Here is a 25,096-nt window from a genome sequence, read left to right on the forward strand (position 1 = left end):
TATAACACGCTATCGTATTTAATCATCATTCTAAATATTGATCACATTTATACTTTTTTAAGCTGTATTTATAAAACAATTGCACTATATTTAAACTTCGGATCATCTTGATTTCAACGTAGGGATATATTGTGAACATGTATCTGAAATGGCAATCAACAACTTGGCTAACCTTGTTAGCTTGGTATACCTTAGATCACCAACTCTCGTTCCACCTTTCTTCAGAGTAGTACCCTCTAGGCGTCACGCGCCAGCAAAGCAGCGAGCTTTGTTTACCTATCAGCAGCTTTGATAACCTTTGAACGTATGAATGTCGCACTTATTATTCCGTGTAGGGTATTCGTTTTTTGTCGTTCTCGCTAATTATCTTAGCCTCTGTTTAGGTTTGATTAATAAGTCATTATTTAATTTGTTTATTTTCACTGTTAATTTTCTGTGTATCTTTATACGGAACTATTAATTTAATAGTGAGGACTCGTGACATCTAAAGAAAATACATTTCGACCTGATCGGAATGTATTGAAAGGTATTATTATGGAAAACTTCAAACATCTACCAGAACCGTTTCGTATTCGTGTTGTAGAGCCAGTAAAAAGAACAACTCGCGCCTATCGTGAACAAGCCATTGTCGACGCGGGCATGAACCCATTTTTGCTCGACAGTGATGATGTGTTTATCGACTTACTGACAGACAGCGGAACAGGATCTATCACTCAGCGTATGCAAGCCGCGATGTTAATGGGTGATGAAGCTTATAGTGGTAGCCGCAGTTACTACGCATTGTCGAATGCGGTTAAGGATATCTTCGGTTACGAGTTGACGATTCCAACACACCAAGGACGCGGTGCAGAGCAGATCTACATTCCGGTTCTTATTAAGAAGCGTGAAATGGAGAAAGGGCTCGATCGCAGCAAAATGGTCGCCTTGTCGAACTACTTCTTCGATACAACACAAGGCCACACCCAAGTGAATTGCTGTGTGGCGAAGAACGTTTATACCAAAGAAGCGTTCGATACCTCAGTGAACGCGGATTTCAAAGGCAACTTCGATGTGGTGAAGCTGGAAGAAGCGATCTTAGAAGCGGGCGCAGCCAATGTTCCCTACATTGTGAGCACCATTACTTGTAACTCTGCTGGTGGACAGCCAGTGTCTATCGCCAATCTAAAAGCCGTGTATGAAATCGCTCAGAAGTACGATATTCCTGTGATCATGGACTCGGCACGCTACGCAGAAAATGCCTACTTCATTCAACAACGTGAAGCGGGTTATCAGGATTGGACAATCGAACAGATCACGCGTGAGTCTTACAAATACGCGGATGGTTTAGCTATGTCTGCCAAGAAAGATGCCATGGTACAAATGGGCGGCTTGTTGTGCTTTAAAGACGACGCTTTCATGGATGTGTACACAGAGTGTCGAACCTTGTGTGTGGTGCAAGAGGGCTTCCCAACCTATGGTGGCTTAGAAGGTGGCGCGATGGAGCGTCTTGCGGTTGGCCTTTATGACGGCATGCGCCAAGATTGGTTAGAGTACCGTATTGGCCAGGTTCAATACCTTGTTGATGGCTTAGAAGCGATGGGCATCGTGTGCCAGCAAGCAGGCGGTCATGCTGCGTTTGTCGATGCGGGTAAATTGCTGCCTCATATCCCGGCTGGTCAGTTTCCCGCACATGCTTTGGCGTGCGAACTCTATAAAGTCGCGGGTATCAGAGCGGTTGAGATTGGGTCTTTGCTGCAAGGTCGTGACCCTGCAACGGGCGAGCAACATCCATGTCCTGCAGAATTATTACGCTTAACCATTCCACGTGCCACTTATACGCAAACCCATATGGATTTCATTATTGAAGCGTTCGAAAAAGTGAAAGAGAACGCAAGCAAAGTGAAAGGGCTCGACTTTACCTATGAACCGCCAGTGTTAAGACACTTCACTGCGCGCTTGAAAGAGGTAGAGACCAGCGAGAAACAAACAGAAAAAAAGAACGAACAAACGCTCGAAGAAGCATTTTAAAATAAAAACATAAGCGAATAGTCACTAGAAACATAATCAAAGGCTCCCTCGGGAGCCTTTTCTTTTTTGGATCGTAGGGGAGTTAGGCAGTTAAGTCTTTTAGCCTTTAAGTAGTTAACCCGTTAAAAGCTGAACTACGCTTGTTTGTTTTTCAGGGTAGATTTCAACATTTGGAATAACCACTGATTCAAAGGTGCGTCTTTTTGCGAGCGGCGACAGCTCATCACATCGCTCACATCTATGGTTCATGTTCGATTGTTAAAGTTACTCCAACAAAAACACAGATACCAAACGAACAAAGAATTAGAAATACAATGAGGTGATGTATGAACAAGTTAATCGCACTTGGATTGATGGCTTTATCTATGAACACGGCTTTCGCGGCTGACGGTACTTATGCGAGTACTCTCGATATGACGAGAAGCGAAGGTAATCAAGTAAAGGCTGAGCGTGTTGAATCTGATCCAGTGCTTGAAGGAAGAAATGACGCCGCTAATGGCGGAATAAAATTCCACAAGAGCGTCGATCAAGACCAAACGATCCAGCTTACAGGTCGTCGTGATTAACGTTAAAACGTGCTTACCATTGTCATGAGAAATGCTGCGCCCTTGGGTGCAGCATTTTTGTGTTGGGATTTGGGTTATTTTATAAAATCCAGCGTTCTAGCCTTGGCATGTTGTGTAACGTGTGGCATTTTGTTCTCCTCTAACTTAAGAACGCGACTCGGTGTTGGTTAAGCATGACAAACGAGCAAGCGAACGATTCGAAAAGGGATAGGAATGACTCGAAAAGAAACGGGAATGATTCGTCATATTCTACTGATTAAGTTTAAAGAAAACGCTGAGGCTTCAGAGGTTCAAAAACTAAAGATGCTGTTTGAAGCGATGCCAAACAAGGTTGAAGGGGTCACTTCAGTAGAATGGGGATTAAATGACAGCCCTGAAAACAAGAATCAAGGTTATACCCACTCGGTGTTAATGACGTTCGCCGATGAAGAAGGCCGTCAGAATTACCTTCCGCACCCTGAGCATGATGCGCTGAAAGATGTGTTTCGTCCGCTTTTAGAAGACATCATTGTGTTTGATTACTCCCTGTAATTAGGTTCTGAGTAGGTCTCTTGTGTTTTACTTACCTTCGATAATGAAGAGTTAGGGCCTAGCGATTAAGCCCTAACTCAATAAGAAACGACTTACTCTGTTGGCGAAATAGTGACTGGTGCAAACGATGCGACAGCATTCCCGCCTGCGCCCCAGCGGTAGCGAGGCCAGAAGATAACTGTCTGATTGGGGTAGTACGTCTGTTTGTCGTAGTCCAGATAAGGCATCTCAACGAGGTCTATCTGTGGTTCTAAACGACCTTTATGTCATCTACTGTTTACGCTCATTTTTATTCCGTTAACCTGCCAATAGGCAGTAAAGTTAACGCAAAGCGTGAATAAGAATGGCATTACTTTTAAATAATGCCGTTGTGCCACGGTTAAGCTCTAGTCAATTTGATAGCCACTTCTGATTCCAGTTCACTTAATGGTCGAGGTTTACTGAAGTAATAACCTTGCAGCAGATCTATCCCCAGTCCGTTTAGGCGTTGGTTATGATCAGCAGTTTCCACCCCTTCAGCTACAACACGATAGCCCAAGCTTTTACCCATCATGATCATAGTGTTGACGAAGTCTAAGTTGGTCTGCCCTTGAGTTATGTCAGAGATAAATGAACGGTCGATCTTTACTTCACTTAGTGGAAGTTGCTTTAGTAAAGATAGAGAAGAGAATCCCGTGCCAAAATCGTCAAGAGAGATAGAAATTCCTACATCGTGTAGTTCTTTAAGTGAGTTTATGCATAACTCGTAATCGACAATTGCTGCTGACTCGGTTATCTCAATACAGAATAACGTCAAAGGAAGCTGGTATTGGCGAATAGTTCGAATGATTTCTTGAGCGAAGTGAGGCTGTATCAGCTGTTTTGCACTGATATTAATGGAAATATGGCTCATGGTTTGTAGCCATTCAGATCCTTCAACATCCTTACAAACTCGATGAATGATACATTCACCAAGCTTGCTGATTAGGCCAGCTGATTCAGCAACCTCGATAAACTGGTCAGGAGGGACATCCCCCAATGTAGGAGATTCCCATCTTGCTAGTGCTTCAACAGCAGTAATCTTTTCATCTTGCCCACAATATTGAGGTTGGTAGTGCACCTTTATTTCTTGTTGAGCGATGGCACGACTGAGTTGGTGCTCTATTTCGATTATGTTTTCCGTCTCTTTTGCCATTGACCTTTGAAAGTTGAGATAGCTTTGTCCTCCCAGCTTTTTAGCTTGATACATGGCAATGTCGGCCTGCTTAATTAATTCTTCGGCACTTACGCCATCATAAGGATACATAGCGATGCCTAGGCTTCCTTGGCTGATAATCTCAATATCATCAACGATCAATGGGTTTTGAACGGCATTTAAAATCTGCGTGGCGAGTGCGTTGATGTCTGCTTCGGAACTGACATTACACAAAAACAAGAATTCGTCACCTCCCAAACGTGCGACAAGGTGTTCACTTGATAGCACGTTCTGAATATGTTTGGTCACGTGGCAAAGAAGTGCATCACCGACGTGATGACCAAAAGAGTCGTTGATAATCTTAAAACGGTTAAGATCCATCAACATGACCGCGCGTTTTTGGTTAGGTCGATTCACAATGTGTTGCGCGATGCTTTCCATTATTTTCCGGCGATTAGCGATGCCAGTAAGCGCATCATAATACGCCATGTGTTGAATCTTTTCCGCATCTTCTCGCTCTTGAGTTACATCCGTCATTGAGCCAATGAAGCGCACAGCCTGCCCTTCTGCATTATGAACCGCTGAGCCATTGGCATGAACCCAGATATATCCGCGATGTTGCGTCTTCATCCTGAATTCACATTTGAACGGTACTTCTTCGTTTAAGTGGTTATGAATGGCGGACTCGAGAAGTTCTAAGTCTTCTGAGTGTATATATTGGAACAGATGGTCACATCCTAACTTACGATCAGAAAAGGTATCTTGACAGCCAATCATTTTGGTTAACCGACTGTTCCAGACAAGAGTATTGGTTAGTAAGTCCCAATCCCAGATACCATCGTTTGAGCTGTTAGATACTACTTTGAGCTGTTGCAACAACTGTTGGGAGTTCTTCTGACGATTGTTACTTGTATTGATAAGCTCGTCGCGCTCGATGAACAGTGCGAGCATATCTAAATAATTGTTGAATACCGATTGTGTACCGATATCTTGGTGATCTTGCAATGAATCAACAACAGCGACGAGCTTCCAGTGATCTTCTTGCCCTGAGTTGATAGGAAGAATGGAAGCAACGAAATGATCATAGCGTTCGAAAAATGGGAAATTGCGAATATCGTCTTGAATATCTGTTTGTTGCGGTAGGGTAGTTGGCTGAGTCATGCCTTTTTCTACCCATTTCCTAATAGTGTATTGCTCCGAATTACACTCAGCGAGACAGGCCCAGTCAAGATTGTTTCCGTAAAGGCTTTGAGCATCTCTAATTGAGTCAAAACCTCCTTGTGCTTGTGAATAGAAATTTTCGAATATCTCAGCGGGAGAACGCCCTTGCACATTTAAGAGGATTTGGCGAGTTGAGTTGATATCTTCTTTATGTTCGAGATCTGGGTTTGTGTTACCGCAAGACTGATGAACGATGAGCTTTTGCGGGACACTATTATTGGCATTATTAAAAGGCTTCCCAGAAATACGTTCCAACACGCGGTGAAATACTTGCGTCGCTAGAAGCTCAAGCTGTTGGTCTACTGTTGTTAACTTGGGATTGAATTGTTGACCGACGAAAATATTATCAATGCCTACGATGGCGACATCGTCAGGTACCGAGATATTGCTGTGAGACAGTTGCTCCATCATACCTACAGCATTGTGGTCAGTTGCGCAGATAACCGCAGTGCATTTGGATTTACGCTGTATAAATTCTATTGCGGCTTCTCGTCCCCCAGATAGAGAACAATTCGACACGCGGAAGAAATGGCGTTGGTTGAATGAGCCTTTATGATCAATCACCGTGCGTTGATACGCTTTGAAGCGAGACCTGATATCATTAACAGTGAGATCGCCACAAAAGCCGATTTCTTCGTGTCCTTGACTTTGTAACCATTCATAGAGCTTAGTGACACCATCGCTTTGCACACTATAATACTGCTCAACGGGCAGCGGCGCATAGCTTGCTCCAATAGAAATGACTGGAATGTTTGCGTTTATAGCTTCTTCGATCAACTTTACTGTCGCTGCATGGAGAACGACCACAAGGGCATCGAGATGATTAAAATATATAGGAAGTTTAAAATCTCTTCGCTCACCCGAGCGGATGAAGATCAGATTGACTTTATGGTTTTTCGCAAGCCTTCTAAGGGTTGCATTTAGCTCGCCCATGTAGAAGCCACTGAGCATAGGCAGCACAATGCCAACGGTAGGACGTTTTTTAGATGTAACAATAGTCATGTTATTAGCCGGTCGAAAGTTGTGTTGTGTAGAACTGTTTTCGGGGGAGAATAGGTATCTTTTTATTATTTCTTCCATGCTCTACTAAGCGAGCTTGAAAATAAACTTACGGCAAAAGGAAATGCAAAACCACGCACAATCCGAGTAAGTCTAACTCATATATTTGAGAGGTTACTCAGAAGCGGTCCTCAATTTATGGACATGACTTAAGCGACTGATCTGTTCTGACAGTACCTAGAATAACCGGAACGGATTATGACTAGAAACGCAGAAACCACTCTCCTGAATTTAATTGCAACAATAAATGACATACAAACGTAGAGGTAGCGCACAAAATCGAAAAAGGGGATATCGCGATTACGTAATCATTGATCTAGCCGATAGTGAGATAGTGATAAGAGGTCGATAATTCGTTGTCGGATCTAAATTAGAACTTTAAATCTAATTTCTAAGTAGTTGTTATCTCAGGAAGAGTTTTTGTGCTATGCGCCCCTATATTAAATACATTATCCCTATTTTAATTCCTTTCATTATCCTCGTAATGCCGCTATCAGCGTTTCCATTTGAAGGCCTTACGATTATTCAACAACGCGTTATCGCGATCTTTTTATTAGCGGCATTGTGCTGGGTGTTCGAGCCCATCCCGATCTACGCGACGTCTGTTGTTATTATCGTTCTGCAATTATTGATGTTGTCGGATAAAGGGCTGATCTTTTTAAGGTTTGAGCATGGGGAGGAACATTTTGGTGAGCTGTTAAAATACAGCGATATCATGGCGACATTCGCTAGCCCAATCATCATGCTGTTTTTGGGTGGTTTCTTCTTAGCAATGGCCGCCACTAAATATCGATTAGACGTAAACTTAGCTCGCGTGTTGTTGAAGCCATTTGGACAAGACCCAAAGTTTGTGATGCTCGGCTTAATGTTGATCACTGGTATCTTTTCGATGTTTATGTCTAACACGGCAACAACGGCAATGATGCTCTCTATTTTAACGCCGGTACTGGCTGTGTTTGGTCCGAAAGACCCCGGTCGTGTAGCGTTTGCGCTTTGTATCCCGGTTGCCGCTAACATCGGTGGCATTGGTACTCCGATCGGTACCCCTCCGAACGCTATCGCACTTAAATATTTAGTTGGCGATAACCTCATTACGTTCGGTGAATGGATGGCATTTGGTGTGCCGTTTGTTGTGATTATGATGGCGTTAGCGTGGTTTTTAATAGGCTTTATGTACAAAGCTGACCAAAAGAAAATCGAGCTAAGCATCAAAGGTAAATTCCTTAAAACGCCTAAAGCCATTGCGGTGTACGTCACTTTTGCGCTGACCATCATTCTTTGGTTAATGGGTTCAAGCCATGGCATGAACTCTTACACCGTCGCTCTGATTCCTGTCGCTGTGTTCTCACTCACAGGGATCATCAATAAAGAAGACCTGAAGAAAATTTCTTGGGACGTATTGTGGCTTGTATCAGGTGGTATTGCGCTTGGTTTAGCGCTCGATAAAACTGGCTTAGCAAAGCTCGTGGTACACAGTATTCCGTTTGATAGCTACTCACCCTATGTGGTGTTGTTCGGAGCGGCGTTCTTGTGTTTGGTAATGGCAAACTTTATGTCTCATACCGCAACGGCTAACTTGTTAATGCCAATTATGGCGGCATTAGGTTCGTCTATGGCTTCACTCACGCCACTAGGCGGTGAGCTAACGTTAATTTTGGTTGTGACTTTTGCCGCTTCATTAGGTATGTCGCTGCCAATCAGTACGCCACCGAATGCGTTGGCTCATGCCACTGGTCATGTGCAAAGTAATCAAATGGCCAGAATCGGTATTATTTTGGGTGTGGTTGGTGTGCTACTGAGTTTTGTTATGGTGTGGGTGCTACATTCAATTGGTCACATAGGATAACGATACGTGTATCAACAAAAGCTAGAAGCACTGATCGAGCGCTATTTTAACCAAACAGAACGTCGGGTGACGTGCTGTGCCGGTAACACCATTATTGAACAATCAGCGTTAAACACTCGTTTATATTATGTGTTTAGTGGAGAACTGGAAGGGTTTTATACCGATGCGAATACACCGCAAGTGCGAGTATTTAGCGCGGGTAGTGGGGCTTTTATAGGCGTTCATAGCTTCTTTTCAGGTAATTGGACAGCATCTTCAACGGTTGTTGCTAAAACCGATGTTGAGTTAGCGTGGATCGATAAAGACACGCCTGCAGAAGATGAACGTAAATTTGGTCCTCTTACCGCACAGTTCACACCTGTAATTGTCAATGAGTTGTCGCGTCGTCAACGCCGCGCAACACAAGAAGCGATAGCGAAACAAAAAGCGCTAGAGAAGTTACATACTGCTGAGCAAATGACGACCTTGGGTCAATTGGCTGCAGGGATTGCTCATGAGCTTAACAACGCTATTGGTGTCGTAAATAGTAAATCTGGTCGACTTGAAACGGTCATCATGGATCTGCTTGAAGAAGTGCATCCAGAAGCCAGTCAATTTTTCGATTTTGGGTTAATGCATGGTCAGAAAACGTCGTCGTCAGAAGCACGAACACGTGGGCGACAATTTGAAAGAAAATATGGTTTAGACAAAAACATTGCTCGCTCTCTTGCAAAGGCGATTCCAATTGATGCTTTATCTGCAACAGACGTTATTTCAAAGCATTGGCTGAAAAAACCAGAAGAAGCGATTCGTTTTTGGCAGATGGGCTGTGATTTACATGATTTGCGTTTGGCATCTAGACACACCGTCGGCATCGTAAAATCGGTTAAACAACTTGGCAGAGTTGATATCGACACCGAAGAAGCGGTTGATATTAACGACTCCATTAACCATGCCTTATCGTTGCTACAAAGTGAGTTACGTAGAGTGTCTGTGCGATTGAGCCCTGCGGATTTACCGTCTTTTAAAGGCTCGAAAACAGAGCTCGTTCAGATTTGGGTCAACATTATAAAGAATGCTTGTGATGCAATGTCGAATTCAGACGATGCCGCAATAGAGATTCAAACCAGATTAAGTAAGAAAAGGATATTAGTTACGATCGCGAATAACGGCCCTGAGATAGACGAGGCGACTCGTAGAAAGGTATTTCAGCCCAACTTCACCACTAAAAAAGGTGGTTTATCGTTTGGATTGGGCTTGGGTTTATCAGTAGTTAAGCGGATTGTGGCAGGTTATGGCGGAAGTATTATTGTGAAAAGTGATGCTTCTAAAACGGTATTTAGAATCAAGTTACCAATAGAGGGTGAACATGGAGAAGCTTAATTTAATCTGTGTCGATGACCAGAGAGAAGTACTGAGCGCAGTGATACAAGATTTAGAGCCGCTGGCGAGTTGGCTGAATATTGAAGATTGTGAATCAGCGCAAGAAGTGCTTGATCTCATTGATGAACTTGACGCAGAAGGCGAACACATTACCGTCATCGTGTCTGATCATGTGATGCCAGGGAAAACGGGTGTGGAGTTACTCACTGAAGTGTCCCATGACAGTCGCTTTCCGAATACCAAGAAAATTCTTCTTACGGGGCAGGCCACTCATACTGATACCATCAATGCGATTAATGCAGCAGGCATCGACCGTTACTTTGAAAAGCCTTGGCAAGCAAGCACATTGGTTGAGTGCATTCGTACTCTTGTCACTGAGTACATATTTGATCAAGGGCTTGATTACACGGACTATCAGAATGAGCTCGACCAGCAGGTTGTGTTGAGACGCTTGCGTTAGCCTCTTATGTTAGCGACTTACATTATTCACTAGTGTAAGTCGCTTGAAATTCTATGCACCGAAGGACGCTTTCTGAAGGGTTTTTCTTTGAAAGATGTAATCTTTCGCTGCTTATTTTACCTACCTCTTTTAGTCGTTCAGGTTTTGGTACTCAGTTATTAACACACTGGTTGCTGGCTTTAGTCTAAAACTCATACGCTACGCCAACGCCAACGGATGCATTGTGTTTTCTTCAGGAACGATTCCCTGAACATACAGCAGAGCTAAAATGTGTCGCAGAGTTCCCGTGTCGTTTGTTAGAAAAGTAAGTCGAAATTATTCAAAAGTGATTCCTAACGCGTGGGACGTGGAGTTCTAAGCCAAATCGGTACTTACAACGTAAAGGACTAGGCTTTTGACGGCTTACTGCGTAATAATGCATTCGCCCACAAGTGGGGGTTTATAGTCAGTAGGATTTTAAAATGAGTGAGATTGCTCGCTTTATATCTGGTGAAGCGCCGGACAAATTTGGTCGAAATATAGAACAGTTATTGGCTTACAATCATTTTTGGTTGGAGCATGACCATAAGTACATTCAAGTGTTCTTCCCAATAGATGAGGGGACTAAGTTTAATCAACATGCCCCGTTGGTTACTCAAGAAGATAAGGTGCTTTTTGCTAATTCAGAAGCGCTCCGCACAGCTCATCTACAAGCGCTTGACCTGATGCTTGAGTTTTGGGGTATGCAGCGAAACGGGAGTGAAATATCTTCATCGTTACCACTTAGCCCGGCTAATCACGTATGGTTAAAGAATCATGACCATAACCAGCTAAGGTTAACGCGAGCCATTCGCAGTTTGTACTTGTTGGGTAATGAAGAGGTTGCGGCTCGGTTATGTGACTTTTTAGTATCAGCGGCGACCGAGACAGGGTTGGTGTCGGATAAAACCGTTCAGTATTGGCGCAATGCCTTGGAAGGTTAGGGTTTTTCTGTGCAGAGCTTCCGGCACTGCTCATAATTGATTCTCAATGCGCGGTATTTTGTACGATGCCGCTTTCTCTATATTCAACATTTGAATGCAATTTGTGGAATATATCAAAGTTAATTAAACTGATGGTAAGTTATTACTTTTCATTATGTTAGGGTTCTTTTCTTAAGGTCAGCGGATTAGGAAGAGGCTAATGAAAAAGGGATTTGTGATAGCGATATCAATCGGCTTTGTTGTCTTCTTCCTTGTTGGTCGTGAGCTTCAGTGGTTCGGGTCCAGTAATTCCGAGTCGTTTCCTAAACTTCCGGATAGTCCCCAATTTGTTCCTTCTATCGATTTCGACGGTGAGTGGCTAGGCCGCCGTATTAACACCACTGGCAATAATATGTGTGAACGCACAACCATCACCGGAACTATTCGTGAGGGTAAGGCTACTCTAAGGCTTACCTACAATGGAACACCGTTAGAGGGTTGGGTGACGGAAAACGGCGACTTACGTTTATATGCTAAACATCGCCAATGGGATTATCGTTTTTCCGCACGTGGCAGTGGCAGTAGATTTGACGGCCGATGGCACTTAACCAATGGGCCGTGCCAAGGAAGTTGGTTTCTAGAAAAGGTCGATGGCAAGTAGGGTTGTTACTACAAGACGCCGTTTAAAATTAACCAGCACAAGGTTCTTTTAGGAGAGATAAGTGATCAGATTAATCGCCGTGTTCATTGTGGCTTTCGGGCTAGGTGCATATGCGAGCTTACATGTTTTGACAGACTATGTTGTGAGCATTGAAGACAGTCATAAAGCTGCGGTGCGGCAAGGTTTTGAAACCTATAAATATGCAAATACAAAAGACCTTGCCCCATTAATTAAAACATCGAACTTGTTAGCTCGTTATAGTGCTTGTGAATTAGAGGGAGATGAAGGCGATGCGATTGCATTAGCCCTGTCTATTAACGCTATTTCCTTTGGGATGTTATCGAAGCAAGCGTCTGACCTCGATCAAGACACCTTTAGGACTGGTTTGATGATGTACGGAAAACTCAAAGACAACGAAAAAGCGTCTGGTCAGTTAACTGAAATACTTACTGCGTACTGTAAAGATAGTCTTCGCTATCTATACGACTGTGAAAAACTTTCTAATTTGTTAGGCGAAGAATGGGATACACAATGGAAGGAAGTGAAACCAGTATGTACCTAAAAATGATTCAACATATACGGCATTTTGCTATGCCGTATTCAGATGTGATTTGAAAACAAAGGACACAATATGGAAGTAAGGTTGGTCAAAGGTTCAGAGCCTAAGTTCGCTGAATCGATCACCAAAACGAATATGGCGAGTTACTATCAAGCTCGTGGAATCGCTTGGGGTCATAGCCAGTTTTTACGCAGCTGGGATGAGCTGGATAACTATGAAATTTATGTGGGGGATCGCCGTATTGGTGTTGTTCGCTTCAGTTACGCTAGTGGTACAACGTTTCTTAGGGACTTGCAGATATTAGCTGACTGTCAAGGTCAAGGTTTTGGCTATTGAACATGCGAACAATCAAGCATCGGCTCAGTTAGTGTTGCGCGTGTTCAGTGAGAACCCCGCCATTAAGATTTATCAATCAAAAGGTTTTACTCAGTTGTCTGAAGTGAAAGGGCTCGTTGAAATGGAGCTGCCTTTAGGGTCATCATTGAGAGAGTGTCATGGATAACCGTATCCAACTAAATTTTGTTAAATACTTATTTTCAGAGTTGCTGTTTATTGTTATTGCACTAGGTCTTGTCTATTGGATATCAGACGGTGATCGTTCATCGCTGCTAACCATAGGGCTGATAATTTGTGTTCCTCCATTAATAAAAATTCTAATGTTGTGGTGGAAGCTTCGCGATAGCTCGTTTGAAATCACGAACGGTCATGTACGTTTAAATGGCGTTGCTTGTGATGTGACTTTACAGCGTAGCTTTCTTCCGTTTGAAATTGGCTCATTCATCAAGCTTTCATACACGAAAGGTGCAATGCAGAAACACAATATTTACCTTTCTAAAGGCGCAATGAGCAAAGAAGAATGGAGCCGTATGTTAGCGTGTCGAACTAGGTCGCCATAAAGAAGCGACATCGCTGTTACTTGAGCTTTTAGTTTCCACGACGAATAGCGATGCGATTAAAGAGTACCAACGAGCGATCTCTTTATATGCTCAAGACCTAGATAAAACCTGGTAAGCAGCGCGTAAAGCTCATTAACTCACATAACAAAAAGCCTAAGCATCAATATGATACTTAGGCTTAAAGGCATAGTTTTTGTTCTTTAGGAAAGCGTTACGCTGAAAGCTCTTTACGAACGATCTCTGCGCCAGCACTTAGCGCATTAAGCTTCGCTGAGGCTATCTCGCGAGGTAGGGGAGCCATGCCGCAGTTGGTGCAAGGGTAGAGCTTGTCGGCATCAACGTACTTAAGTGTTTCACGTAGAGTGCTAGCCACTTCTTCCGGTGTTTCAATCGAATCGGTTGCAACATCAATCGCACCGACCATTACTTTCTTGCCTCGTACGAGCTCAAGCAGCTCAAGAGGTACATGAGAGTTGTGACACTCTAAAGAGATAATGTCGATATTCGATTGCTGCAGCTTAGGGAAGACTTCTTCGTATTGGCGCCACTCGGTGCCTAATGTCTTTTTCCAATCCGTATTCGCTTTAATGCCGTAGCCATAACAAATATGGACTGCTGTTTCGCACTTAAGCCCTTCAATGGCTCTTTCCAAACAAGCGATGCCCCAATTGTTCACTTCATCAAAAAACACGTTAAACGCAGGTTCATCGAACTGAATAATATCCACGCCTGCCGCTTCAAGTTCTTTGGCTTCTTCGTTGAGGATCTTTGCAAATTCCCACGCCAGTTTTTCACGGCTTTGGTAATGCGCATCGTAAAGTGTATCAATCATGGTCATAGGCCCCGGCAGAGCCCATTTGATCGGTTGGTCGGTTTGCTGACGTAAGAACGTCGCATCTTCAACAAACACAGATTTCTGACGAGAAACTGGGCCTACAACCGTCGGTACACTTGCATCGTAACGGTCGCGGATTTTAACGGTTTCACGCTTTTCAAAATCAACGCCATTCAGGTGTTCAATGAAGGTCGTTACAAAGTGTTGACGTGTTTGTTCGCCGTCACTCACAATATCAATGCCTGCTTGCTGTTGCTCGTGCAGAGAGACACGCAGCGCATCTTGTTTGCCGTCTGTGAGTTCATCGCCTTGAAGTTTCCATGGCGACCAAAGCGTCTCTGGTTGTGCAAGCCAAGACGGTTTCGGCAAGCTGCCCGCTGTTGAAGTCGGTAATAGTGTTTTCATAATAATATTGCCTATCCTTGGGTGGTTTGAGAGCGCAATAGACGATTAAAGTGCGTAATTTGCCGACCAGTTCTCTAGAACTGATTGGTATGGCTTAATGAACTTCTCTTCTGCGAATTTACCTTGTTCAACAGCTAGCTGACTTCGTTCTTCACGGTCGTACACGATTTGAGTCAGCGAGTGATCCAAGTTTTTCAAGTTTGGTTGGTAACAGTTACCCGCAACCGCGTTCGCGTTGTAAATCTCAGGTCGGTAGATTTTCTGGAACGTACCCATGGTACTGATGGTGCTGATAAGCTCTAGGTTAGAGTAATCGTTCAGCAGATCACCAAAGAAATAGAAGGCCAAAGGTGCAACACTGTTAGGCGGCATGAAATAACGAACCTGTAAGCCCATCTTTTTGAAATATTGTTCAGTTAAAGAAGACTCATTCGGTTGGTATTCAAAACCTAATACTGGGTGTTGGTTTTCAGTGCGGTAATAGGTTTTATTATCTGACACGCTTAAGCAAATAACAGGTCGTTTATTAAAGTTCTTTTTGTAAGCGTCAGAGTTAACGAAATATTTAAAAAGCTTACCGTGTAAGTCACCAAAATCTTCTGGAATGCTGAATTTATCTTGGCCTTTATTATGATCCAATAGACGTACGCTAAAGTCATAATCTCGAACATAAGAAGAGAAGTTATTTCCGATAATGCCTTCAATACGCTCGTTAGTTTTACGGTCTACAATATTGGTTTTCAGCACTTCAATTGAAGGGAATGCTTCGCCGTTGCTTTCAATATCCATATCAACAGAAATGATTTCAAGCTCAACAGAGTAGCGGTCGCCCTTAGGGTTATCCCAGTGCGCTAACGCGTTGAAACTGTTATCGATCATTTGTAGTGCATTGCGTAAGTTCGCTTGACGGCTGTCACCGCGAGCCAGGTTAGCAAAGTTGGTAGTGATACGCGTGCTGTCTGCAGGCTGGTAGTTTTCGTCGAGGCTAATGCTCTTAATCGTAAAATTAAATTCTTTATTCATGCTGATTTGGTATCCCAATTTTTTTTCTGATTCTCTCGGTCTTTAGTATTAAAACGGCTTTTATTTTTTGCTTGTGACCGGATTAAGAATCGAAGGCTATGCTGTCTGAAATTAATGCTTAGTAGAATTAATGTCGTATAAAGTTAATCGCTTAAGGTTTTTATACGTTGATAGGTTGACCATTAACAATGGTATTACTTCACATTCAACATGAGGAATATTCATGATCTATTCTGTTTGAATATTTTAGTCGGTGTCAGTTATATTAATTAGCTTGATGGAAATATAACCGCATTAATAGTGTGTTATTTAAGACGATTAATTTAATTAAGAGATGGATGAAATGAGTGAATTGCTGTTGTTGATTTTCTACTGTGCGTTACTGGGCAGTGGTGTTGGGTTTCTAGCCGGTTTGTTAGGTATTGGCGGAGGGCTGATCATTGTTCCTGTGTTAAGCAGCATTTTACTGTATTTAGAAGTTCTACCTTCCGACCAAGTTGTTGTCGCTGCGATTGCTACCTCGTTGGCATCGATACTGTTCACTTCCACATCTTCTGCACTCGCTCACCACAAGAATGGCAACGTGCCTTGGGATCTGGCGCCTTGGATCATGCTCGGTGTTGCTCTGGGTGCATTGGTTAGTGGTTTTATGGCGGCGTTGTTACCGGAAAAAGTCGTTCGTATTGTGTTTGCTGTGAGTGTGGTTCTGATTGCGATCAAGATGTTCTTAAGCAGCAAAAATGATGCGCCTAAGGAACGAAAACTGCCGAACAAAGGCGTGCTCACTGTGCTGACAACCATTACGGGTGGCTTATCTGCCATGATAGGTATTGGTGGCGGAGCATTGCTGGTTCCGCTATTAACGTTCTTCTCTGTCGGTATGAAAAAGGCCATCGGTTGTGCCTCGGCTTGTGGCATTGTGATCGCGTTGTTTGGCTCGATAGGTTACATCAGTTCAGGCAGCAGCCACTTTGCTCTATCAGATGGCTTTGCTGGCTTTGTTTATCTGCCTGCGCTGTTGGGTATTGTGTGCACGTCTTGGTTTACGGCTCCGTTAGGCGCAAAAGCCACCAACCATTTACCGGTTCCAACGATTAAGAAAATCTTCTCAGTACTGCTGGTGGTTATCGCAGCAAGCATGGTTGCTCGTTAATAAAAGATCGTTCAAGTGTGAATATACAGAACAAAAACGAATAAATTGATCAACCACCAATAATTAGAAAAGGGCAGTTTCATAACTGCTCTTTTTTTGTTTATCGGTCTATGCTTATACAACTATGTACATGAGTATATTGATAAAACCGTTTAGTTATGAACAGTTCACCGCTATAGCTAAATGTATTTTGTTTGATTCAACGGAATGCTATCAATGAGTGATTTATGGATCCTTTAACGCAGGGCGTGTTAGGCGTTTCTTTGTCACAATCTGCCAGCAAAAAACAACATTTGGTTGTTGCTGGGGTATTAGGGCTGCTCTCCGGGTTAGCACCAGATTTGGATGCACTGATTAAGTCTCAAAGTGACCCTTTGTTGGCTTTGGAATTTCATCGACAATTTACCCATTCACTCTTCTTTATTCCCATTCTAGTGTTGCTTGTGTTTGCGACGTTAAAACGAGCGCCTTGGCTAGCGCGTGTTGCGTTTACTTGGGCGCTAATTTATCCAACATTAGGGATGATTCAGCGAGACAGGGCAGAGGCGATTGGGTGGCAATTAGCGCAAGAAAGGCAACACACACCGATTCGATTAGAGGCAAAACCAAGCTTTGCGAATATCTTGGTTTGGAAAGTGGTGTACGAAACAGAGGCTCATTACCATGTAGACGCAGTGCGGGTTGGCACATCGGTAAGCACGTATCCCGGAGAGTCGATTGCGAAGCTGAATGTTAGCAGGGATTTACCTTGGCTTGACCCGGACTCTCAACAAGCCGAAGACATAGAACGTTTCCGCTGGTTTTCAAATGGTTATATCGCTCAGGACCCAACAGACGAGCTGCGTATTATCGATGTCCGATATTCAATTGTACCAAATCAAATGAAAGCACTATGGAGCATCAAGCTATCAAAAGCAGTTGATGCAAACGCGCATGTAAAATACGAAACTCATAGAGACAACACACCTGAGTCGAGACAGATCTTCTTCGATATGCTTACTGGCGATAAATGAGCTAGTTTTAAACTGATCTGCACCGTCAATACTGGATGCTACGTTAAGCGACTTTCCATACGTTTAGTTATCTCTGAATTGTTAATTTAGGGGAATTAATTTAGGGGAAGCTATAGCTCATTTATGCCCCAAAATCACTTAGATTGAATACTCTACATCGTTTAGGATGCGAACATTTTCCCTACTAAAAGTCATCCATCCTTATGAACTTTAGTTGTGAACAATTGCTATGTATCACATCAACCATTTAGTCACTTTATCTTCACGGGCTGGGGGTAAAATCACAACAAACTGTATGATATCTTTTATATTATTTAAAGGTACAGGGAAAGTGACATGACTGAAGAGATAGTCAGCTTGATACCTCACACTCCTATATAAAGGGTATAATCCATCAAAACTCGAACTTAAAGTTAACTGAAACGAAAACAAGGCTCTAATTGAACCTTGTTAAAAAATTGGATGAGTCTATGAGTTAACGACGGAGACCATCTTCAAATCGCTTGCGATAATTGTTTATCACGGTGATTAACGACTTTTTAATATCAACAATTTGTTTGGAATGTGGACACCAAAGCGCGAAGCCAAACTTGAAGCCCTCTAGCATCTCATCGGCTTCAACTGGCTCAATAGCATGATTGGCAAACTCAGTATTAGCAAAGGTTTTAGGCAGTAACGCCCAACCCAACCCCGCTTCGACCATCTTTATCACTAGGGCAAGTTGATCGATTGCTTCATTGTCTGAGCTGTAAATAATCTTCTCTGACATACCTTCTTCAATAAAAGATCGTAAGACAAATTGTTTGCTGTTTTTCAGAGCCACCAAGACTGCACTTTTCTCCAACCTAGATAGATCTCCACCTTTTTGAACAAAAGGGAGAAATTCGAAATGCCCAAGGAAAGTAGCATCAAAGCTATACATCGCCTGACGGTCATGCACATTGACGATACCAAAATGGTATTCGCCACTATCTATGCCTCTTTTGATGTCCTGTTTATTCCTAACAAAAAAGTTCACGCGCATTAGCGGAAAATCGCGAAGAAATTGCTGGCGGATTTCAACCAAAGCGCGATGAGGAATCACACTAGAATAAGCGATGTTGACGCTTTCTAATCCACCATAAGAGAGGCTTAGCGCCAATTTATCGAAAGTACGCGCTTGCTCGATGGTTAATTTAGCATTGTGATAAAGAAGGTGACCATCTTCAGTTGGCTCTACCGAACGCCCCACTCGTTCAAACAAACTGACCGCTAGTTGGTCTTCAAGGTTGGTAATCACCTGCCCTATCGTAGTTCGGTGCTTATTGAGTTTGACCGCGGCTTTGCTAAACGAGAGTTGTTCATAAACGGTCACGAACGCGAGAAGTTGTTCAAAACTAAAATTCATAGGTTTCGCTTCCTTTCTAGAGTGATTTACTTAAAATATGATAACTGATCTGCACCAGTGATACTGGACACTCGACTAAGCGAGTTGCCCTACTTCTGTTAATTCATGACTTACTAAATTAGATAAAACGCAACTCGGAAATGTCCAGAACCTTCACAGATGGCACTTCGTAACTCAGAAGTGCCCCTTTTCTAGTTAGAACCAAAGCTACCCTTCAGCCATAATTGTGACTTTTGACTTACAATACTTGTACTATGCTTTTTTCAGCTTGGTTCTACTTACACAGCAAGCTTTGCAAGTAGAAACCTTCAATGTAGTTGGGCGTTTTATCTACAGATAACGACTTCTCAAATGGTCTTTGAAGTATTGCGCATTCAAGGTTTCGCCCGTTGCACCTTTCACCAAGTCATCAGTGGTCAGCAGGCTGCCTTTGCTCCAAATGTTTGATTCTAACCAAGTGAAGATAGGGGATAGGTCACCGCTTTCAATCACAGAGTTTATATCTACCGTTTTCTTCATTGAAGCCATGAACTGCGCCGCGTACATCGCACCTAATGTGTACGATGGGAAGTAACCAAATGCGCCGTCTGTCCAGTGGATGTCTTGCATACAGCCGTTAGTGAAGTTGCCTTGAGTGCTTAAACCAAGGTAAGACTGCATCTTGGTATTCCATAACTCTGGCACGTCAGTGTGTTTGATCTTGCCGTTGATCAAGTCACGCTCAATCTCGTAACGCAGGATAACGTGTGCAGGGTAGGTCAGTTCATCGGCATCAACACGGATGAAGTCTTTCTTCACGCGCGTGTAGATCTTCTGGAAGTTTTCTTTCTCAAATTCTGAGCCTGAGAATTGCTGACCAGCCAAGTTCGCTAAGTGTCCAATGAACGGGTCGCTGCGGCCGACTTGCATCTCGAAGAATAAAGATTGAGATTCATGAATGCCCATAGAACGAGCTTCCCCCGCTGGTTGTCCTGCTAGGTGTTTTGGTAAGCCTTGTTCGTAACGTGCGTGGCCTGTTTCATGCACAATACCCATTAAGCTTTGAACGAATTCCGCTTCGTCATAGCGTGTTGTGATACGCACGTCTGAAGGCACGCCGCCACAGAATGGGTGAACACTTTCATCCAATCGGCCGTGTTCAAAATCGAACTGAAGCAGCTTCATGACTTCTAAACCCAGTGCTTTCTGTTTCTCGGTCGAATAGATACCTGATGGTGCGTTAAATTGCTCGCTCGATTGTTTTTCGATCACTTCATCAATTAAACCTGGAAGCCAAGTTTTAACGTCTGCAAATAGGGTATCAAGTGAAGTAGAGCTGGTGCCCGGTTCATAAATATCCAGCATCGCATCATAAGGCGTTAGATTGGCTGCGTCTGCGCGAATCTGCGCTTCTTCACGAGAAAGCTCAACCACTTCACGCCAGTTCTTTTCGAATCCAACCCAGTCGTTGTTACCGCGTTGGCTACGCCACGCATGTTCACATTTTGAACCCGATAGAGATTTCGCTTCAACCAGTTTTTCTGGAAGTAGGTTTGCTTGTTGCCACTGGCGTTTTATTTCACGAAGTGACGATTGTTGCTCAGTGTTCAGCGCTTCATTTTCAGCGTCTGCAATCCAATCGCCAAGCTGTGGTTGAGTCATTAAGCCGTGAATATGAACAGAAAGCTCGGCCATCGCTTCACTACGAGCTTGGTTACCACCTGCTGGCATCATTGAAGCTTGGTCCCAACCACAAATAGAAGCTAGGTGTTGAAAGCGTGAACATTTTTGAGAGTGTTCGACTAGTTTTTTGAATGCGCTCATTTGACTACTCTTAATTTGGTTTCTTTAAATGATCCTTAGGGCTGCGTCAGCGTTAAGGTTCATCTCGTGTACTTTGATTATGGCTTTGCTTTTTAATGACGCCGACCTTCGCAGTCGAAGATATAGCGAGAAAAGCATGAGGCGGTACGATGCCTTGAATTTACTATTTCTTAACAAATCAAACTGTTCTATTGTGCACAAAATCAGTGAGTTGTATAGCTGGTGGCAATTGTTGCTTGCGAATTGTTCAGATACACGGTATTGATGATAGATCGCTGAACAAAAATGACAATGATATGGATATTTTGAACTTTGAGGCATTTCTAATTGCCATCACTATTTTAACGCTAACGCCGGGCTTAGATACGGCTTTGGTGATTCGCAATACTAGCCGCTCTGGCTTAGCTGACGGTTGTATGACGAGCTTTGGTATTTGTAGCGGCTTGTATGTACACGCGTTTTTCTCTGCTGTGGGTATATCTGCAATCCTCGCCCAATCCGCTGAACTCTTTCAAGCCGTTAAGGTGGTAGGTGCGGTTTACCTCATCTGGCTTGGCTTAAGCAGTTTGCGAGCGTTGATGAAAAACGGTGGCGGTTTGAAGGTCGGAGAACAAGCTCAGCAGGCTTACAGTGCAAAGCGTTCTTTGCGTGAAGGCTTTCTGTCTAACGTTCTTAACCCAAAAACAGCAGTTTTCTATCTGGCCTTTTTACCTCAATTTGTAAACCCTGAAGGTTCGCCTTTATTGCAATCTATGTTGATGGCTTCGGTACACTTTATGATTGCGATGGTATGGCAATGTGGTTTGGCTGGCGCTCTTAATTCCGCTAAAAACTTGCTCAAAAACGCGAGTTTTATGAAGTGGATGGAAGGCGTGACGGGCATGGTGTTGGTTGGGCTGGGTGTTAAGCTTCTGATGGAAGAGCCTGTGTAGTTCACCGTTTCCAGTTGAACATGAATATATGAAAGCCCACGACGTGGGCTTTGTGCTTTATTACTGGTAGATCTTTGTACCGATCTTATTCAACAGCGCAGTTATTCAACGACGCTAATGTTCATCTCTGCACCTTCGAAACCTAAGTCACTCAACTCATCAGCATTGAAGTTGGTGGTAACTTCGATGTCGCCAATGCGTTCACTGGTTTCATTAGCCGAATCAACGCTTCTTTTGCTGCGTAGATTGTTAGTGATTGGTGTCGCTTGGCCAATTTCGATAGTACCTGCAAATTGAGATTCAGCGTAGAAATCACCAGATACGTAAGAGTGGAAGGGGCGTAAGCTTCCGCCAGTCGCGTATTGCATGCTTGATAAGCCAGCTTCTTTAATCGCCCAGCCCCAATCCCACCATTTAGTTTCACCTGGGATGTAACGGTGATCCCATTGGTAGCGAATGTCGGCAGATTCACTGCTGCCACGGCCCATGGTGAAGGTATGAGCCTTGTACGGGCGGTTATCTGGATGAGAGTGCCACGCGTTGCCACCCCAACGAAGGAAGCCGTTGAATTCAACATCGTAGCTAATATCGGCGTTGAATCGGTACGGGTAAGAGATGCTTGAACGATACAGCTCAACTCGAATCGGTAGCTCCGAATTCGCAGGAACCATAGGACGAGCTTGAAGTGTTACTTGTTCGCTAGTGGAGTTGCCATTTGTTTCAGCGAAGCTTTGGTTAGCCTCGAACTTAACGGTGAGCTTAGTTTCGCCAACCAAAGGCCACTTGAAGGTGTTCTCTGTTTGAACGCTCTGTGAGAATCCGTAGCTGTTCGTTTTCGACCAGTTTGTTGATTCGTCTACTTTTAGGTCTACCACCACTTGTTGCGCGATGTTGCTGTTGTTTCTTGCCGTCGCGTAAACCGTTTTCACTAGTTCACGATCCGACTCGACAACATCACCATGCCAAAAGTTGTCGTCGTTAACGGTGTAGGCAAAATTGTCGACGGTGATTTTGGTTTTTTCATCACAGCGATAGCCGCTACAAGAGCCATTGTTATTTCCTTGTATTACCCAACTGTTGCCAGAGCGCTTTATCGTCATGTCTTCGCCCACGTACTGACTGTTATTACCGCCAACCCAAGCGTAACCTAGGTTGTGGGCTAAGTAGCTTAATGGGCGTACAAAGTCGTTACGGTTGTTCACTAATTCATACTGAACATCGATTTCGCTGCCTTCCTGAACCGATTTGGCGGAATAGTTAGGGATTTCAGATTGGTCGTTGTTTGGGTAACAGAACGTTGACCCACTGCTTGATTGCTTAATTTCGCCATGATAACCCGGCCCCATGATTACCCAGTTTCCTTTTAACCCGGTGATCTGCCAAGTGCCCATGCGAGCGACCAAAGTACTCTTCTGCTCTTCTGCTTCATAACGGTCTATAGGACGATAACCAGAGCGACAGACATCTTCACCAAGTTGGTCAAACACTATTTGGTCTGGGTAAATCTTCGCATTTACACCGGTTGATAGAACAGACAACACTGCGGTTGCTAAGAGACTTCTGTTTACTGTGATCATTAACAATTCCCTCATTTGTAATTTTTCTATTTTGATAATGTTTTGTGTGCCGTGCAGTTAACAAGACAAGTTCACTTTTTCATGTTGATAAATAGATAGATACTGAAAAGGGTTGAATTAAATTACCCAGTTAATTCAATGGCTTGTATTGTCATTAGTGTTTTTACGGTGAAAGAGTATGCAACTGAACGTAAATTGTTTGATGGGGCTCAAACCGTTTTTAGAAAAATGAAGGCCCATTATTCGGGCTTAGACGTCAAAATTATTTGACGTTATTTTTGGCGTTTGTATGAATGGTTAATTAGAAGAACAGGTATAACCATTCACAATACTCGTAGTTTTAAGGTGGGCAGGTAGTGAGTGACAAAGAGTAAAAATCTAACTTGAATATTTTGCTTTGCTATCAGTTTTAAAATGCAAACACTTAAAGTAAGGAAGACTGTAATAATTGTATTACTGATAAAATAATGAAAATAACCATCCGTTTTTTATGTGTAATATCGGAAAAGCTTGCTACTTGATAATAGGGCACTTGTTGCTAGTGGTTAAACTATCTCTAATTATCGTTTGGCCAGAAGTTGCGTTCGGCCTGTATTACACGTTTTAATAATGGCAAATAAATCATTCGAACTTAAGATATCAATCTTTACCGTTAATGGGTCATTGTTGATTAACAGGTAAGGCGCCAATCGGCTGTCATTCATTGTTTTATTTATTTTTTGCACAGAGACTAAGTCAATGGTGCCAGAAATAGAAAAGAAAAGTGATTGAGAAGGACGGGCTGTTCCTCTGAATCGCAGAACAAGTGGGTCGGGCATGTTGTCGTCTTGAACGGACATCAGGTGCAGCACCTTGTTGTTACTTATTTTCGTTAATCCGTCGGTACGTAATACATTGTCATTCACTATCAGGTCCACCACGCTATGTTGGTAGCGATGCTCTTCTTTTGGTTGGGGCGAAGGGATACTCCATATGCCAACCAATAAAACGAATGCAGAAATGAGCGCAACGATTGGCATCATAATTGACCTCTTTCTAGGAATAGGGCCAGTTCGGTACTGGCTTGATCTAGTTGGGTTGGCGTGTAAAAGATGTTGACGGACTGGCGTGTGGCTTTGTTCAGAATAGAGAGCTCAGAATATTCCGCTTCTTCGCTAATGTACGCCACGCAATCACATTGATACTGATAGAGAATGCTTTCTAGCTCTGGCGTCATCGCCATTTCAGGGGCTTGGAAAACTTGTATTTGACCTATCCATTGCTCGCTGAGCCGGTTAACGGGGTTGATATCGCTGAGGTTTCTCTCATTAACCTTAGCAAAAGCCAATAACGCTGATGCCAACAGTAAGCAGCCAGTGGTGAAGTAGCACAACTTGTTTCGGTTTTCAGCAGTGGGAAAGTAAGCCGACGAACTTTGTTTAGGGTTAGGCTTAGGTTCGACTGCAACAGCTGCACCGATAGCAATACCGTTATTGCCGACGGGTATCAGGTTGCTCGCATCAGCAAGGGGAGTTGTGGCTGCATTATTGATGGGGGAGTCGATTACCACGCACTCATCGATAAGGCGATAGCCCACCTTAGGAACGGTGACGATTGGGGTTTCTTTGATGCCTAATCTAACGAACCCTTGGCGCAGTAAACTTATACTTTTCGCTAGTGACGTATCCCCCAGGGCGGGATCGCAC

At 43.4% G+C, this 25,096-nt stretch carries 21 protein-coding genes and 3 pseudogenes; 14 read left to right on the forward strand and 10 right to left on the reverse strand.

Annotated elements, in window-relative coordinates; genetic code table 11:
* Positions 1–534 precede the first annotated feature (534 nt).
* Positions 535–2,007, forward strand: coding sequence for a tryptophanase (gene tnaA / locus AB4329_RS09830; protein WP_372138178.1), 1,473 nt, complete (start codon positions 535–537; stop codon positions 2,005–2,007).
* A gap of 134 nt (positions 2,008–2,141) precedes the next feature.
* Here tnaA and AB4329_RS09835 read toward each other — a convergent pair.
* Positions 2,142–2,252, reverse strand: a pseudogene (locus AB4329_RS09835) (LysR family transcriptional regulator); the annotation flags it as partial.
* An 81-nt stretch (positions 2,253–2,333) separates the two neighbouring features.
* Here AB4329_RS09835 and AB4329_RS09840 point away from each other — a divergent pair.
* Both AB4329_RS09840 and AB4329_RS09845 read left to right on the forward strand, forming a co-directional pair.
* Complete coding sequence (locus AB4329_RS09840) at positions 2,334–2,573, forward strand: hypothetical protein (RefSeq protein ID WP_372075030.1); 240 nt, start codon at positions 2,334–2,336, stop codon at positions 2,571–2,573.
* 213 nt (positions 2,574–2,786) lie between these two features.
* Entirely contained in the window at positions 2,787–3,104 is a 318-nt protein-coding gene (locus AB4329_RS09845; protein ID WP_082153926.1) for a Dabb family protein, read from the forward strand.
* A gap of 146 nt (positions 3,105–3,250) precedes the next feature.
* On the opposite strand, the pseudogene AB4329_RS09850 reads toward AB4329_RS09845, so the two are convergent.
* Together AB4329_RS09850 and AB4329_RS09855 are read right to left on the reverse strand one after the other, a co-directional pair.
* Positions 3,251–3,361, reverse strand: a pseudogene (locus AB4329_RS09850) (DUF3103 family protein); the annotation flags it as partial.
* Positions 3,362–3,483: 122 nt separating this feature from the next.
* Positions 3,484–6,501, reverse strand: coding sequence for an EAL domain-containing protein (locus AB4329_RS09855; RefSeq protein WP_017069971.1), 3,018 nt, complete (start codon positions 6,499–6,501; stop codon positions 3,484–3,486).
* Between the two features lie 484 nt (positions 6,502–6,985).
* On the opposite strand from AB4329_RS09855, the gene AB4329_RS09860 reads away from it, so the two are divergent.
* From AB4329_RS09860 to AB4329_RS09895, 8 genes and pseudogenes are all read left to right on the forward strand, one after another.
* On the forward strand, positions 6,986–8,404 hold the full coding sequence (locus tag AB4329_RS09860) for a DASS family sodium-coupled anion symporter (RefSeq protein ID WP_102332139.1): 1,419 nt from the start codon (positions 6,986–6,988) through the stop codon (positions 8,402–8,404).
* 6 nt (positions 8,405–8,410) lie between these two features.
* A complete protein-coding gene (locus AB4329_RS09865) occupies positions 8,411–9,766 on the forward strand; it encodes an ATP-binding protein (protein WP_102429250.1) in 1,356 nt (451 codons plus the stop codon).
* Positions 9,753–10,226 carry a response regulator gene (locus AB4329_RS09870; protein WP_372138180.1) on the forward strand — a complete coding sequence of 158 codons (474 nt, stop codon included), beginning with the start codon at positions 9,753–9,755 and terminating at the stop codon, positions 10,224–10,226. The genes AB4329_RS09865 and AB4329_RS09870 overlap by 14 nt, the downstream gene beginning before the upstream one ends.
* A 461-nt stretch (positions 10,227–10,687) precedes the next feature.
* Positions 10,688–11,188, forward strand: coding sequence for an opioid growth factor receptor-related protein (locus tag AB4329_RS09875; RefSeq protein ID WP_372125196.1), 501 nt, complete (start codon positions 10,688–10,690; stop codon positions 11,186–11,188).
* A 199-nt stretch (positions 11,189–11,387) separates the two neighbouring features.
* The gene (locus AB4329_RS09880) at positions 11,388–11,828 is read left to right on the forward strand and encodes a hypothetical protein (RefSeq protein WP_017062406.1); all 441 of its coding nucleotides are present in this window, start codon (positions 11,388–11,390) and stop codon (positions 11,826–11,828) included.
* 61 nt (positions 11,829–11,889) lie between these two features.
* On the forward strand, positions 11,890–12,390 hold the full coding sequence (locus tag AB4329_RS09885; RefSeq protein WP_017064207.1) for a hypothetical protein: 501 nt from the start codon (positions 11,890–11,892) through the stop codon (positions 12,388–12,390).
* 69 nt (positions 12,391–12,459) lie between these two features.
* A pseudogene (locus AB4329_RS09890) lies at positions 12,460–12,889 on the forward strand (GNAT family N-acetyltransferase).
* Positions 12,882–13,283: a hypothetical protein gene (locus AB4329_RS09895; protein WP_017062409.1), complete on the forward strand. Its 402-nt coding sequence runs from the start codon at positions 12,882–12,884 to the stop codon at positions 13,281–13,283. Before AB4329_RS09890 ends, AB4329_RS09895 begins: the two are co-directional and overlap by 8 nt.
* A 211-nt stretch (positions 13,284–13,494) precedes the next feature.
* On the opposite strand, the gene AB4329_RS09900 is transcribed toward AB4329_RS09895, so the two are convergent.
* Both AB4329_RS09900 and AB4329_RS09905 read right to left on the reverse strand, forming a co-directional pair.
* The gene (locus AB4329_RS09900; protein ID WP_372138182.1) at positions 13,495–14,523 is read right to left on the reverse strand and encodes a methionine synthase; all 1,029 of its coding nucleotides are present in this window, start codon (positions 14,521–14,523) and stop codon (positions 13,495–13,497) included.
* 45 nt (positions 14,524–14,568) lie between these two features.
* Positions 14,569–15,546: a DUF1852 domain-containing protein gene (locus AB4329_RS09905; RefSeq protein WP_017064213.1), complete on the reverse strand. Its 978-nt coding sequence runs from the start codon at positions 15,544–15,546 to the stop codon at positions 14,569–14,571.
* 343 nt (positions 15,547–15,889) lie between these two features.
* Between AB4329_RS09905 and AB4329_RS09910 the strand changes: the two genes are divergently transcribed.
* Together AB4329_RS09910 and AB4329_RS09915 are read left to right on the forward strand one after the other, a co-directional pair.
* Positions 15,890–16,699, forward strand: coding sequence for a sulfite exporter TauE/SafE family protein (locus tag AB4329_RS09910; RefSeq protein ID WP_017066225.1), 810 nt, complete (start codon positions 15,890–15,892; stop codon positions 16,697–16,699).
* Positions 16,700–16,926: 227 nt separating this feature from the next.
* Positions 16,927–17,712 (forward strand): metal-dependent hydrolase, encoded by a 786-nt coding sequence (locus AB4329_RS09915; protein WP_372138183.1) that lies wholly within the window; start codon positions 16,927–16,929, stop codon positions 17,710–17,712.
* Positions 17,713–18,187: 475 nt separating this feature from the next.
* Here the strand turns inward: AB4329_RS09915 and AB4329_RS09920 are convergent, their stop codons facing one another.
* Positions 18,188–19,099: a LysR family transcriptional regulator gene (locus tag AB4329_RS09920; protein WP_017069525.1), complete on the reverse strand. Its 912-nt coding sequence runs from the start codon at positions 19,097–19,099 to the stop codon at positions 18,188–18,190.
* A 330-nt stretch (positions 19,100–19,429) separates the two neighbouring features.
* Positions 19,430–20,902: a carboxypeptidase M32 gene (locus AB4329_RS09925; RefSeq protein ID WP_017066275.1), complete on the reverse strand. Its 1,473-nt coding sequence runs from the start codon at positions 20,900–20,902 to the stop codon at positions 19,430–19,432.
* Between the two features lie 296 nt (positions 20,903–21,198).
* On the opposite strand from AB4329_RS09925, the gene AB4329_RS09930 reads away from it, so the two are divergent.
* Positions 21,199–21,834, forward strand: coding sequence for a LysE family translocator (locus tag AB4329_RS09930; protein ID WP_372138185.1), 636 nt, complete (start codon positions 21,199–21,201; stop codon positions 21,832–21,834).
* Positions 21,835–21,935: 101 nt separating this feature from the next.
* Here the strand turns inward: AB4329_RS09930 and AB4329_RS09935 are convergent, their stop codons facing one another.
* The 3 genes from AB4329_RS09935 to AB4329_RS09945 all read right to left on the reverse strand — a co-directional run.
* Positions 21,936–23,411, reverse strand: coding sequence for an aerolysin family beta-barrel pore-forming toxin (locus AB4329_RS09935; protein WP_372138186.1), 1,476 nt, complete (start codon positions 23,409–23,411; stop codon positions 21,936–21,938).
* Between the two features lie 560 nt (positions 23,412–23,971).
* Entirely contained in the window at positions 23,972–24,433 is a 462-nt protein-coding gene (locus AB4329_RS09940; RefSeq protein WP_017059728.1) for a hypothetical protein, read from the reverse strand.
* Positions 24,430–25,096: transcriptional regulator (locus tag AB4329_RS09945; RefSeq protein WP_372138188.1), on the reverse strand; the 667-nt coding region annotated here is incomplete at its 5' end. The genes AB4329_RS09945 and AB4329_RS09940, both read right to left, overlap by 4 nt.

Origin of the sequence: Vibrio sp. 10N.261.54.A5, from assembly GCF_041471145.1 — a bacterium.
GTDB lineage: Bacteria > Pseudomonadota > Gammaproteobacteria > Enterobacterales > Vibrionaceae > Vibrio > Vibrio crassostreae_C.